Raw genomic sequence first — 12554 nt, 5'->3', positions numbered from 1 at the left:
GCACAAACGGGGCTTACATCTCGTCACTCTGACGAGATGTGCGGTAGCATCCTCGACGAGGCATCTTCCGGGGGCGCTGTATCCGACAGCGGCTCCGCCGCGGGCCGGACCGCGAACCGACCGGTCGGCGGCCCACGACGAAAGAGCGAGGTTGACCGTTGTGAACACTGCGGACCTTGGGCTGCCGGTGGACGTACCGTCGACAGCGCTCTTCACCGATCAGTACGAGCTCACCATGCTCCAGGCGGCGCTGAGGTCCGGCACCGCGGACCGCCGCTCCGTCTTCGAGGTCTTCACCCGCCGGCTGCCCGACGGACGGCGCTACGGAGTGGTGGCGGGCACCGGCCGGGTGCTGGACGCCGTCGAGAACTTCCGCTTCGACGCGGGCGTGCTGGGCTTCCTGAGCGATCGGGGGATTGTCGACGAGTCGACAATCCAGTGGCTCGCCTCGTACCGCTTCGGCGGCGACATCTGGGGCTACCCGGAGGGCGAGGTGTACTTCCCCGGCTCGCCGATCCTGCGGGTCGAGGGCTCCTTCGCCGAGTGCGTCCTGCTGGAGACCGTGATCCTGTCGATCTTCAACCACGACTCGGCGATCGCCGCGGCGGCCTCGCGGATGTCGACGGCGGCGGGCGGTCGCGGGCTGATCGAGATGGGCGCGCGGCGTACGCACGAGCTCTCCGCGGTCGCCTCGGCACGCGCCGCGTACGTCGGCGGCTTCGGCTCCACCTCGGACCTGGCGGCCGGTTTCCGTTACGCCATCCCCACGGTCGGCACCAGCGCGCACGCCTTCACCCTGCTGCACGACAGCGAGCGCGACGCCTTCCGGGCGCAGGTCGATTCGCTCGGACGGGGTACGACGCTGCTGGTCGACACGTACGACGTGGCCGAGGCCGTCCGCAGCGCCGTGGAGATCGCGGGCCCCGAGCTCGGGGCCGTACGCATCGACTCCGGGGACCTGCTGCTGGTCGCGCACCGGGTGCGGCAGCAGCTGGACGAGCTGGGTGCGGCCAACACCAAGATCGTGGTCACCTCGGACCTGGACGAGTACGCCATCGCCTCACTCGCCGCGGCGCCGGTCGACGCGTACGGCGTGGGCACACAGCTGGTCACCGGCAGCGGGCACCCCACCTGCTCGATGGTCTACAAGCTGGTCGCCCGCGCCCGCTCCGCCGACCCCAGGGCGCCGCTGGAGCCGGTGGCGAAGAAGTCCACGGGCGGGAAGACCTCGGTGGGCGGCCGCAAGTGGGCCGCGCGCCGGGCGGACGCGGAGGGCGTCGCCGAGGCCGAGGTGATCGGCACCCAGACGGTCCCGCCCGAGCTCGTGGACCGGCAGTTGCTGGTGGAGCTGGTCAAGGGCGGCGAGATCGTCGCCCGCGAGCCGCTGGACGCGGCGCGCGAGAGGCACGTCGCCGCGCTGGCGGGGCTGCCGATGTCGGCGCTCCAGCTGTCGAAGGGTGAGCCTGTCCTGCCGACGGAGTACGTCTGAACGCAGCCTCGAGCCCTCTCCCGCCCGGCGGTTGAAGTCTCTAGGCTCAGTACATTCGCTCGGCGCCCACCGATCTCTCCCCATCGAAGGACACCCGCCATGCACCGCGCATTGATCGTCGTGGACGTTCAGAACGACTTCTGCGAAGGCGGCAGCCTCGCGGTGGCGGGAGGTGCGGATGTCGCTGCGGCGATCACCGACCTGATCGGCCAGGCCCAGGCGGGCTACCGCTATGTGGTCGCCTCCCGCGACCACCACATCGAGCCGGGCGACCACTTCGGCGAGCACCCCGACTATGTCGACAGCTGGCCGCCGCACTGCGTCGCCGGCACGGAGGGCGTGGGCTTCCACCCGAACTTCGCACCGGTGGTGGCGTCGGGCGCGATCGACGCGGTCTTCGACAAGGGCGCGTACGCGGCGGCGTACAGCGGCTTCGAGGGCACGGACGAGAACGGCTCGACGCTGGCGCAGTGGCTGCGGGCGCGGGAGGTGACGGAGGTCGACGTGGTGGGCATAGCGACGGACCACTGCGTACGGGCGACGGCGCTGGACGCGGTGCGGGAGGGCTTCACGACGAATGTGCTGCTGGACCTGACGGCGGGCGTCTCGGAGGCGACGACGGAGCGGGCGCTGGAGGAGCTGCGTGGAGCGGGCGTGGAACTGACAGGCAAGCCTGTGGTGTAGGTCACCCGGTCATGTGGTGAGCGTGGTCCCGGCCCGGGCCTGAGCCACCAGCACCCGCACCGCGCCGGAGGCGTCACGCTCCCGCGGTAGCAGCAGTTCTATCGGGCGCCAGAGTTCCTCCGGGCGGCTGCGCCACAGCAGACCGTCCGGGTGGTGCAGCACCGCCGTGATTTCGTCCGGTGTCGGCGGCTCCGCGTTGCCCCTCAGATACACCGCCCGCAACCCCAGATTCCGCAGCCGCGTCAGTGCCCTCGCGCGGTTCACGGCATACACCAGGAAGCGGACCGTACCGCCGTCGCCCGACGGACTGGGCAGGCTGAGCGCCACCACCACACTGCCGTTGGGCAACTTGCTGAAACCTCCGCCGGGCATGCTGAACCACTCCCCCGTGAGATGGCATGTCAATAAGGATCTGGTAGACGCACCTAAACACGATCGGCCGCCGCCCGCTAGAGGGCGACGGCCGATCATGGTCTGACCTGCAGTGATACGAATTACTTGGCCGACGGACCCACCTTGACCGTGATCGACTGGCCGTTCAGCGGCTCGCTCACGATCGAGATCTTGGTGTTGGTGTCAGTTACCTTCACACCCGCCGTCGGGTTCTCGGCGAACCAGTACACACCCTTGCGGTCGTCGAAGACCGGGTTGCCGGCCTGCGCCTTGATCCGCAGCGCCACGTCCGCCTTGTGCAGCGTGAAGCCGTCGGTCGGCCACAGGCTGAACGCCGAGTCGAACGTCTGGATCTTGTTCCGCAGCAGCGTGCCGTCCGCCCACTTCAGCGGCTTGGCGTGCGCGTCCACGGGAAGGACGAGACCCTGACCCGGGTGGGCGCTGGTGTTGTTGTCCTTCTGGGAGGTGTCCCAGAGCCAGACCACCAGGCCGTTCTGGTACGGGTAGTGCTCGACCCACGCGTCCTTCGGCGCCTTGAAGCCGAAGTTGTACGGGCCGACCTTGAGGGTCTTGTCGTACGACACGTACTGCCGGTTCTCGGCCAGGTAGTACTGCTCGTACTCCTTGGTGAAGGACTCACCGATGCGTGAGAAGCCCTTCGAGGTCCAGCCCGCGTCGTCACCCTCGGCGTTGTCGGTGAACAGCGGCGTACCGTCCGCCACCACGCTCAGCGCGTCCGCCGCAAAGCCCTTGCCGCCCGCGCCGCCGTCCGTCTGGTAGCGGAAGCGGACGTCGACCTTCTTGCCCGCGTACGCGTCCAGCGAGTACGCCAGCTTCTTGTACGCGCCCGAGACACCGGTCAGCGCCGGCTTGTCGCCCGCGTCACGGGTGATCGGCTTGCCGTCGGCCGTACCGTCCACCGGCGTCCAGTTGGCGCCGCCGTCCGTCGACACCTCGGCGTAGAGGTAGTCGTAGTTGGCCTCGATGTCCCACCAGCCCGAGAGCTCCAGGGACGCCTTGGACTTGCCGGTCAGGTCGACCGGGCGGGACAGGGTGTTCTTGAGGTCGTCACCCATGTCGCTCCACCACTGCTTGGAGCCCTCTGCGGGCTTCACGACAGTCGTGGTGACCGGCTTCTTCGGCAGCTCGACGACGAGGGCCTGCGGCAGCTTGGTGTTGTACTCCGCCACACCCAGCTTGTGGGTGGACTTCGTCGCCGCCTTGGCCTTGGTGTAGTTGAGCCAGCCCAGCTGCAGCTTGTCCCAGGCGTTCATGTCGCCCGGCAGGTCGCCGATGGAGTCCTTGCCGGTGCCGAGCCAGGAGCCGCCCGACATCAGGGTCCAGAAGCCGGTCGAGTTCTCGCCCTTGCCCGAGGTGTCGTAGTGGTCGGGCAGACCGAGGTCGTGGCCGTACTCGTGGGCGAAGACACCGAGGCCGCCGTTCTCGGGCTGCATGGTGTAGTCGCCGACCCAGATGCCGGTGGAGCCGATCTGGGTGCCGCCGGCCCTGTTGTTGGCCGGGCCGGTCCTGCCGGCGTCCTGGCCGTACGCGTACCAGCGGTGCGCCCACAGGGCGTTGGTGCCTTCGGCGCCGCCGCCCGCCGACTCGTCCTCACCGGCGTGGACGATCTGGAAGTGGTCGATGTAGCCGTCGGGCTCGTTGAAGTTGCCGTCGTTGTCGAAGTCGTAGCGGTCCCACAGGTCGTACTTCGACAGATCCGCCTTGATCTGCTCGTCCGTACGGCCCTTGGCCTTCTGGTCCGCGGCCCAGGCGGTGACGCCGTCCTTGACCGTGTCCCAGACGTTGGCGCAGTTGGTGTCGCCGCAGTAGTTCGAGCCGTAGCGGCCCTCGTTGTAGTCGACCTTGACCCAGTCGGCGACCTCGCCGTCGACCGAGTAGCGGCCCGAGGAGGTCTTCTCGTAGAAGGTCTTCAGCGAGTTCTTCGGCTGGCCCTTGGCGTCCTTGCCGGTACCGAAGTACAGGTCCTGGAAGTGCTTCTGGTTGTAATCCGCCTGCCAGGCCGTGGAGTTGTCGTTCTTACGGTCGGGCTTGGCGATCTTGTTGTGCAGCGGGCCGGGCGTGCCGCCGTACTTCTTGACGGGCGGCTCGGGCCCGTCGGGACCGTCCGGGTCGAACATCGTGGTGTCGTCGACCTTGTCGCCGAACTCCACCAGGATCGTGAATATCTTGTCCGTCTTCTCCCGGCCGAGCTCGACGTACTTCTTGTCGCCGAGCTTCACGACCTTGGACGCGCCGCGCTGCTGCACGGTCGCGTCGCCGGATATGACCTGCTCCAGCGCCGCTTGGCGCTGCTGGTCCTGCTGCTTGCTGAACGGGCCGTCGAGATCGTGCTCGACCTGTCCCTTCTGCGGCGCCGGGTCGTGGCGTTCGATGGCCGCCGGACCCGAGGTCCTCGGAGTGTCGGCCTGGGCGCTGGTGAACGCCGAGGCCGACGCGGTGGTCGCGGCCAGGGCCGCAATCACCGCGGACGCTCTGATCGTCCGTCGCTTGATGGTCACTTGATGCTGTCCTCCCCCGCGCTCCGTCGCAACGGACCGAATGTGGGGTCGTCCGCGCGCGGTGTCGCGTCACAAGTGACGACATTCGATCGGAGTTACTGAAGAAAAGACAGTCCTTGACTTGCACAGGCCAACTGCACTATGCAGGAGCACAGTTCCGCTATCCGGACGACGCTCATACCGGACAGCAGGCGCATCGGAAGGCTCCGTCGGGCGCCCTCATGACTCCGTGCGCCCCCCGTGCAGCAGCACCGTGGGTAAGGTCACGCTTACCGCCGGTTCCTCCAGGGCATCCACCGTCGTAGAGTCAGTTGACAGTGCGACCTCGCTGAAAGACCCCCTGACCAATGTCCCGAGGACGGATACCGTCATGCCGCGTCCGACTGCCGCACAACTCGCCTACGGTTCGGCCACCGTCGTCTTCTCGACCCTCGCCTTGCTGCTGTTCACCCGTACCAGCAATGGCATCGCCGTCGCCGCGATAGGCGTCGCCTCGATGGCCCTCGGTCTGATGGTCGCGGCCGCACTCCCCATGAGCAGGACTCTGCGCGGAGCGAGGAAGGCGACGCACACGGTCCATACGCGCGGCGCCGCCTCCGGCAACCCCGCCTCGGCCGCCAGCTCCGACGGTCTCACCACGCGCGTGCCCACCCTTCGCGCCCATGTGGGAGCCGAGGCCAGGGTCGGCCAGCACTCACTGCGCCGCTGACACCACCACCGTCTTGCCTGCCTTGTCGTGCAGACCCTGTTTGTACGGCTTGTCCATCAGGATCGTCATCATGATGACGAACCACCAGACGCAGAAGCAGCAGACCAGTGCGGGCACCCACAGCACCGCGGCGCGCAACAGTGAGGAGCTGGTGTCCGGCACGCTGCCGTCGTTGAGAATCGCGACCCGGATCTTCATCAGGCGCTTGCCGAGGGTCTGACCGTTCCCCTTGGCGATCATGATCGTGTCGTAGCCGACGTACGCGATCAGGGAGAGCAGCGACCAGAGCCACTGTCTGCCGGTGTTCACCTGTTTGGTGATCTCGTCCCAGCTGTCGCCGTCGTTCATCGTGACGTCCCAGGCGCCGAAGGCCAGCGAGATCAGGAACAGCGGCACGGCGACGATGATCACGTCGATGACACGGGCCAGGAACCGCTTGCCGAAGTCCGCGAGCGGTGGCATCCCGGCGAGCGGGTCCGCGCCTCCGTACTGGCCACCGTAGGCATTCGGATCGTACGGAGGGGGCTGTCCGCCGCCGTACGGGGAGCCGCCTCCCGGTGGACCGTCGTACGGGGAGCCGCCGCCGCGCCCGGAGCCGTACGGGTCCGACGGGGGGCCTTGCGGCGGTTCCTGACCACCACCCGACGGCGGCCTGGGTTCCTGCGGCTGCTTCCGGAAGGGATCGTTCTCTGGCGGCTCGCCGGGCGTCGGCTGGTCGTTGCTCATGGGGGCAGTGCACCGCGCCCCGAGGGCCCCCGCAACGGCTCGCGCGCCGTTCGGGGGAACACCTCCCGAGAATTCTCCGGGCGGCGGGTCAGCCGGTCACGAAGGTGTGTGCGGCCTTGTCGTGCCAGCACTGCCGCCACGGCCGGTCGAACAGGCACCAGAGCACATTCAGCAGCCCCACGGCGAGGACGCCGAGCAACCCGTAGACCAGCCAGCGGCGCAGCGCGGCCCCGAACGACGGCGGCTCGTGGGACTCGATGTCCCAGACCGTCAGACCGCAGAGCTTCTTGCCGAGAGTGCGCCCCCATGCGGCGGTCGGCAGCGCCTCGTACAGCGCACCGAGGACCAGCAGGGCGCCGAGGATGATGCCGAGGTGAACGGCGGTGGTGCCGTCGACGAGCCAGACGGTGACCGTCTCGCCCGACTGCTTCGCCGCCTCGATCTTCTCGTCGATATGGGTGCGCGCCCGGGAGACGACCGGTACGGCCACGGCACCGACGAGCGCGCCGAGCAGCAGGGAGTCGATCAGCCGCGCGGCGAACCGTTTGCCCAGCGACGCGGGACGGGCCGCCGCCTGAGCCTGCGCGGCCTGCAGAAACGGGTCGTTGACCGGGGGCTTCCACGGCACGACCGGCTCGCCATCGGCGGCGGTGCCGGCGAGCTGGTGGACCTGCTGGGCCCAGGAGGCGGAGCCGCCGCCGGGGCCGTTGGTCACGGGCGGCGCGACGGGCTCCTGCGCCGGTACCTGTACCTGGGGCCGTTGGCTCTGCTGTTGCGGCCGGCTGGGCCCTTGGGGCTGCGGCTGACGCTGAGCCGGCGCCTGCGGCTGCGCGGGCGCGGTGGGCGTGCCGCCGCCGAGACGCTGTGCGCCGATCCCGGTCGTACCGTCCGTCTGAGGCCGCTGGGGCAGGCGGCGGGCCGTTGTCCCGCCCGCCGGAGCCGGTGACGCGGGATCCGCGGCGGCGGCACCTGTGCCGGCCGTCGCCTGCTTGGCCCCGCCGGGGCGCTGTGCGCGGATCGCGACCGTACCGTCCACCGGAGGCTCGCCCGGGTTCGACGGCCCGAGCGAGCGAACGCCGGGCAGGGCGCCGCCCGTCGGATCGGCGGACGCACCCGGCGCGGCGGACCGGCGCGGGTCGGCGGGCGCACCGGAGCCGTCGCCCTGGGACGGCGTACGGGGGTCCTGGCCGCCTCCCCACGCGACGCGGTTGTCGCGCTCGCCGCCGAAGCCGGTCTGGCGCGAGGTGTCTGCCTGCCAGGCGGTGGCCGGCTCCGGGCGGGACGGCGCGTCGAACGGCTCCTCGTCGAGGAAGACCGGGCCGGTTTCCTCCATCGGAACAGGGGTGTGCAGGGACGCGGCCGGGCCGGCCGGCGCGAACTCGGGTGCCGACGAGCCGGGTACCGAGGGCATCGCCTCACCCGTCTTCGGCGCGGGCCGGCTTGTACCGGGCACCCAGGAAGCACCGTTCCAGTACCGGACGTAGCCAGGAATGGATGGGTCCGGGTAATAGCCGGACGTGGGGCTGCCGTCTCCGGTGGCCGGGGTTGGGGCGCTCATCACCGTGGTCCCGTATCTCCTCGAGGCCTCAATTCAAGGCTCCACATCTATCAGACCCTCGAGCACCCCCGGGCCGGTCCTGCTGTAACGACCACTTTCCGGTCACTTGGTGATCACAGAAAGTAGTCTCCGAAAGTCGCGTCATGACCGCGGCGCAACGCGCTCTCTCCTTGCACGGCCCGTTACAAGGCCCCGTACAGGAAGGCACAAGGCCTCGTACAGGAAGGGAAGGGCACTCCTATGCACACCGTGATGGAACGCGAGCTGGAACTCAATCTGGTGCTGTCGCCCGAGCTCAGCATCCCCGTCCCGGCCCGGCTGACCTACCGCACGGACGACCCGTACGCCGTGCACATAGCCTTTCACATCGGCTCCGACACTCCCGTCAAGTGGAACTTCGCCCGCGAACTGCTGGTCGAAGGGGTGTTCCGCCCGAGCGGGGAGGGAGATGTCCGGATCTGGCCGACCGAGGCCGAGGGCCGCAGCGTGGTCATGATGGCGCTCAGCTCCCCCGACGGCGAGGCGCTCCTCGAGGCGTCCGCCGCGGTGGTCTCCGCCTGGCTGGAGCGGACGCTGCGGGTGGTTCCGCCGGGCGCCGAGTCCGAGCAGCTCGGCATGGACGACGGTCTCGCCGAGCTGCTCACGCCCACCGCGGCCGACGATCTGTCGCTGCGGGAGCTGCGGCCGGCGGACGAGTCCCAGGACGGCGATGCCCAGGGATACCCAGGAGGACCGGGGGCGCCTAGGAGGTGATGTACGTATGCGTAATGAACTCGATGGAGTGGCCGTCGGGGTCGTCGATGTAGACCCCGCGGCCCCCGTAGTGGTGGTTGATCCGCTGCGGCGTCTCGTGTGCCGGGTCGGCCCAGTACGGGAGTTCGCGCTCGGTTATCCGGCCGAAGATCTCGTCGAACTCCTCCTCCGAGACGAGGAAGGCGAGGTGCTGGGAGACGATCCGCTCCCGCTCGTCGAGATAGTCGAGGGTGACGCCGCCCGCCAGCGGCAGGCTCGCGAAGGGGCCGAAGGGCTTGGGATCGGGCTCACCGATCAGCTCGGCGAGAAAGCGGGCGCCGGCGAAGCGGTCGCGGCTGCGGACGATGGTGTGGTCAAGACGTGCTGGCACGGCTCCTCCTTCATCGACCTTCGTCGATGTCTTCACGCTATGCGGGGAGCCGGTGCCCGGGCCATCGGGCAATGGCCTTAGGCCTGAGGTCTCACAGCGGAGTCGCGCGTGCCGGAGCGGCCTCAGAAGATCTTGCCGGGGTTGAGCAGCCCGAGCGGGTCGAAGGTCTGCTTGATGCCGCGCTGCATCTCCACGCCCACCGGGCCCAGTTCGCGCGCCAGCCACTCCTTTTTCAGTACGCCGACGCCGTGCTCTCCGGTGATCGTGCCGCCGAGTTCCAGGCCGAGGGCCATGATCTCGTCGAAGGACTCACGGGCGCGCCGGGACTCGTCCGCATCGGCCTGGTCGAAACAGACGACGGGGTGGGTGTTGCCGTCGCCCGCGTGCGCGCAGACGCCGATGGTGAGGCCGTACTTCTCGGCGATGGTCGCCGTGCCCTCGATCATCGCGCCCAGCTTCGACCGCGGTACGCAGACGTCGTCGATCATCGTGGCGGATTTGACGGTCTCCAGGGCGGTGAGTGACAACCTCCTTGCCTGGAGCAGCAGTTCGGACTCGGCGACGGAGTCCGCGGGGACGACCTGGGTGGCGCCCGCCGCGCTGCACAGCTCACCGACGGCGGCCAGATCGGCTGCCGGGTCCGGGGTGTCGAAGGCGGCGAGGAGCAGCGCCTCGGTGCTGTCCGGCAGGCCCATGTTCGCCATGGCGTTGACGGCCCGGACGGTCGTACGGTCCATGAGCTCGAGGAGCGAGGGCGTGTGGCCTCGCTCCATGATCGCGCAGACGGCCTCGCAGGCAGCCGCGGCGGAGTCGAACTCGGCGGCCAGGACCAGCTGCGCCGGCGGCTGCGGCCGCAGCGCGAGCACGGCTTCGACAACGACGCCGAGGCTGCCTTCGGAGCCGACGAAGAGCCGGGTGAGGTCATAGCCCGCGACACCCTTCGCGGTGCGGCGGCCGGTGGTGAGCAGGCGTCCGTCGGCGAGAACGACGTCCAGGCCGAGCACGTACTCCGCGGTCACCCCGTACTTGACGCAGCACAGGCCGCCGGACGCGGTCCCGATGTTCCCGCCGATGGTGCACGTCTCCCAGCTGGAGGGGTCCGGGGGGTAGTACAGGCCGTGTTCGCCCACGGCGCGGGACAGGACGGCGTTGATGACTCCCGGCTCGACGACCGCGATCCGGTCGACCGGGCTGATCTCCAGGATCCGGTCCATCTTGGTCAGGGACAGCACGATGCAGCCGTCCGAGGCATTGGCGGCGCCGGACAGGCCGGTGCGGGCGCCCTGCGGGACGACGGGGACGCGCAGCGCGGTCGCGGTGCGCATCACGTGCTGGACCTGCTCCACGGTGCGCGGCAGAACGACGACGGCGGGGGTGCCCGCCGCGCAGAAGCTCGCCATGTCGTTCGCGTACGAGGCCGTGATGTCCGGGTCGGTGATCAGTGCCTCGGCGGGCAGACCGGTTCGCAGCCGGTCGAGAAGATCGTCCATGCAGCAAGCCTCGCACCGAGGGCCATCGGTGTGAACCCGTCCGCCTTCCGCTTCGCCCTACCGAGTGTGTTCTTCGTATCGACTGCTTGTTGACGCACAGTGAGCGCCATGAAGAGCGAAACGGTGAAGAACGCCTCGGTCAGCATGCTGGTCGGCGCGACGCTGGTCACCGGGGTGATCATGCTCGCGCCGGGCTGGGGGGAGGACGGCCCGCCGCCGGCGCCGGGACCCGCCGCGCGGGCGATGGCCGCGGTGGGCGCGGGGGCTCCGCCCTCCGTCTCCGATCTGGACGCGCTCATCCGCGATCGCGAGAAGTGGCTGGGGGCCCACCCCGGTGACGGGGAGTCGTGGGCGATGCTGGGGTCCGCGTATGTGGAGCGGGGCACGCAGCTGGCGGACCCGGCGTACTACTCGCGGGCGGAGAGCGCGCTGCGGCATTCGCTGGAGGTGGTCCCGGACGACAAGGGGAACGTCGACGCGCTGGTGGGTCTCGCGGCGCTGGCAAACGCCCGGCGCGACTTCGGCGCGGCGCGCACCTGGGGCGAGCGCGCGAAGAAACAGAAGCCGGAGCGGTGGACGGTGTATCCGGTGCTGATCGACGCCTACAACGGCCTCGGCGACTACCCGGCCGCCGGCAAGGCGATGGACAAGCTCGAGAAGCTGCACCCGGGCGGCCAGACGCTGGGGCTCGCATCGCAGATCTTTCGGGAGCGGGGCTGGCGCGAGGACGCGGCATCGCTGGCGTACAGCGCGGCCGCGGGCGCCGACGCGCCATCGGAGAAGGCGGCAGCGCTGCAGCGGCTCGGCGAACTGGCCTGGGAGCGCGGCGAACCGCAGGAGGCACTGGACAACTACGACGCGTCACTGCGGTTCGTGAGCAAACACCATCCCTCGCTGGTGGGGCGGGCGCGGGCGCTCGCGGCACTGGGGCGTACCCAGGAGGCCATCCGCGACTACCGGACCGCGCTTCAGCTGGCATCGCTGCCCGAATACGCGCTGGAGGCCGGCGAGTTGTACCAGTCGCTGGAGCTGGAGGGGGATGCCGCAACGCAGTACGAGCAACTGCGGCTACGGGCGGCGAAGGCGGAAGAGGACGGGGTGAACGAGCAGTTGGTGCTCGGCCGCTTCGAGGCGGACCACGGGGACCCGGAGTCGGCCGTGGAGCGGCTGACGGCCGAGTGGGTTCGGCAGCACCGGAGTGTGTACGTCGCGGACGCGCTGGGGTGGGCGCTGTACCAGGCGGGCAGGGCGGAGGAGGCGCTGCCGTTCGCCAAGAAGGCGACCGGACAGGGGCTGCGGAGCGCGCTTTTCGCATACCACCGGGGCGAGATCGAGCGCGCACTGGAGCAGCCCGGCGCGGCCCGGCGGCACCTGGCGGAGGCGCTGCGGATCAACCCGTACTTCTCACCGCTGCTGGCTCCGGTGGCCAAGGAGGCACTGGACGAGCTCGGGGAGCCGCCGCCGGGCGGCCCGAGGGACGTGACCGTGGAGGACGAGGCCGCGAGCAGGGCGGAGCAGCCGTCGCCCGGACAGTCGCCGTCGGAGCAGTCGCCGCCCGAGCAGCCGGCGGCGGAGCAGTCCCCATCGGATCAGCAGTCGCCCGAGCAGCCGGCGGCGGAGCAGCCGCGCGGGGACTCGGCACAGGAGAAGTCGCAGGAGAAGTCGCAGGAGCCGAAGCTGCCGCCTTCGGCGAATCCGGCTCCGGGCAAGCCGTCGGCGGAGGCCGGGACGGATCGGCCGGGGAGCCCGGACGCGTCGGGGCCGGGCCGGGACTGACGCGGCGGGCGCGGGTGGAGGGTGCGGCGCGGTGCGATGCGGGCGGGACGCCTGCGACGGGCCGTTCCCCTGCCCCGCCCGCCGGCG

Annotated in this window: 11 protein-coding genes; 5 read left to right on the top strand and 6 right to left on the bottom strand. The window is 70.0% G+C overall.

Features of this window, described 5'->3' with window-relative positions; all coding sequences use genetic code 11:
* The first annotated feature begins 160 nt into the window (after positions 1–160).
* Both ACWDZ6_RS25630 and ACWDZ6_RS25625 read left to right on the top strand, forming a co-directional pair.
* Positions 161–1489 carry a nicotinate phosphoribosyltransferase gene (locus ACWDZ6_RS25630; RefSeq protein WP_451504708.1) on the top strand — a complete coding sequence of 443 codons (1329 nt, stop codon included), beginning with the start codon at positions 161–163 and terminating at the stop codon, positions 1487–1489.
* 99 nt (positions 1490–1588) lie between these two features.
* Positions 1589–2173: an isochorismatase family protein gene (locus ACWDZ6_RS25625; RefSeq protein ID WP_451504707.1), complete on the top strand. Its 585-nt coding sequence runs from the start codon at positions 1589–1591 to the stop codon at positions 2171–2173.
* Between the two features lie 9 nt (positions 2174–2182).
* Here ACWDZ6_RS25625 and ACWDZ6_RS25620 read toward each other — a convergent pair whose 3' ends face one another.
* Positions 2183–2545: a hypothetical protein gene (locus ACWDZ6_RS25620; RefSeq protein WP_451504706.1), complete on the bottom strand. Its 363-nt coding sequence runs from the start codon at positions 2543–2545 to the stop codon at positions 2183–2185.
* Positions 2546–2667: 122 nt separating this feature from the next.
* The gene (locus ACWDZ6_RS25615) at positions 2668–5085 is read right to left on the bottom strand and encodes an immune inhibitor A domain-containing protein (RefSeq protein ID WP_451504705.1); all 2418 of its coding nucleotides are present in this window, start codon (positions 5083–5085) and stop codon (positions 2668–2670) included.
* Between the two features lie 370 nt (positions 5086–5455).
* Here ACWDZ6_RS25615 and ACWDZ6_RS25610 point away from each other — a divergent pair, with 370 nt between their 5' ends.
* Positions 5456–5794, top strand: coding sequence for a hypothetical protein (locus tag ACWDZ6_RS25610; RefSeq protein ID WP_451504704.1), 339 nt, complete (start codon positions 5456–5458; stop codon positions 5792–5794).
* On the opposite strand, the gene ACWDZ6_RS25605 is transcribed toward ACWDZ6_RS25610, so the two are convergent.
* Both ACWDZ6_RS25605 and ACWDZ6_RS25600 read right to left on the bottom strand, forming a co-directional pair.
* Positions 5780–6520: an RDD family protein gene (locus ACWDZ6_RS25605; RefSeq protein WP_366735915.1), complete on the bottom strand. Its 741-nt coding sequence runs from the start codon at positions 6518–6520 to the stop codon at positions 5780–5782. The genes ACWDZ6_RS25610 and ACWDZ6_RS25605 overlap by 15 nt on opposite strands.
* 88 nt (positions 6521–6608) lie before the next feature.
* Entirely contained in the window at positions 6609–8078 is a 1470-nt protein-coding gene (locus ACWDZ6_RS25600; RefSeq protein ID WP_451504703.1) for an RDD family protein, read from the bottom strand.
* A 240-nt stretch (positions 8079–8318) separates the two neighbouring features.
* Here ACWDZ6_RS25600 and ACWDZ6_RS25595 point away from each other — a divergent pair, with 240 nt between their 5' ends.
* Positions 8319–8831 (top strand): SsgA family sporulation/cell division regulator, encoded by a 513-nt coding sequence (locus ACWDZ6_RS25595; RefSeq protein ID WP_451504702.1) that lies wholly within the window; start codon positions 8319–8321, stop codon positions 8829–8831.
* Here ACWDZ6_RS25595 and ACWDZ6_RS25590 read toward each other — a convergent pair.
* Positions 8821–9201, bottom strand: a complete 381-nt coding sequence (locus tag ACWDZ6_RS25590) for a VOC family protein (protein ID WP_351447538.1) — start codon at positions 9199–9201, stop codon at positions 8821–8823. The two genes, ACWDZ6_RS25595 and ACWDZ6_RS25590, sit on opposite strands and share 11 nt — an antisense overlap.
* A 122-nt stretch (positions 9202–9323) precedes the next feature.
* Positions 9324–10691 carry an FAD-binding oxidoreductase gene (locus tag ACWDZ6_RS25585; protein WP_451504701.1) on the bottom strand — a complete coding sequence of 456 codons (1368 nt, stop codon included), beginning with the start codon at positions 10689–10691 and terminating at the stop codon, positions 9324–9326.
* A 108-nt stretch (positions 10692–10799) separates the two neighbouring features.
* Here ACWDZ6_RS25585 and ACWDZ6_RS25580 point away from each other — a divergent pair, with 108 nt between their 5' ends.
* Positions 10800–12467 (top strand): hypothetical protein, encoded by a 1668-nt coding sequence (locus ACWDZ6_RS25580; RefSeq protein ID WP_451504700.1) that lies wholly within the window; start codon positions 10800–10802, stop codon positions 12465–12467.
* Positions 12468–12554: the final 87 nt, after the last annotated feature.

The sequence above is a fragment of the Streptomyces sp. NPDC002926 genome (genome assembly GCF_053591755.1).
This window is presented reverse-complemented; position numbering and strand designations above follow the sequence as displayed.

Excerpts from the sequence above, each read along its gene's own strand:
- ACWDZ6_RS25580 (WP_451504700.1), top strand. The coding sequence starts at position 10,800 with ATGAAGAGCGAAACGGTGAAGAACGCCTCGGTCAGCATGCTGGTCGGC.
- ACWDZ6_RS25605 (WP_366735915.1), bottom strand. The coding sequence starts at position 6,520 with ATGAGCAACGACCAGCCGACGCCCGGCGAGCCGCCAGAGAACGATCCC.
- ACWDZ6_RS25600 (WP_451504703.1), bottom strand. The coding sequence starts at position 8,078 with ATGAGCGCCCCAACCCCGGCCACCGGAGACGGCAGCCCCACGTCCGGC.
- ACWDZ6_RS25620 (WP_451504706.1), bottom strand. The coding sequence starts at position 2,545 with ATGCCCGGCGGAGGTTTCAGCAAGTTGCCCAACGGCAGTGTGGTGGTG.
- ACWDZ6_RS25625 (WP_451504707.1), top strand. The coding sequence starts at position 1,589 with ATGCACCGCGCATTGATCGTCGTGGACGTTCAGAACGACTTCTGCGAA.
- ACWDZ6_RS25610 (WP_451504704.1), top strand. The coding sequence starts at position 5,456 with ATGCCGCGTCCGACTGCCGCACAACTCGCCTACGGTTCGGCCACCGTC.
- ACWDZ6_RS25585 (WP_451504701.1), bottom strand. The coding sequence starts at position 10,691 with ATGGACGATCTTCTCGACCGGCTGCGAACCGGTCTGCCCGCCGAGGCA.
- ACWDZ6_RS25595 (WP_451504702.1), top strand. The coding sequence starts at position 8,319 with ATGCACACCGTGATGGAACGCGAGCTGGAACTCAATCTGGTGCTGTCG.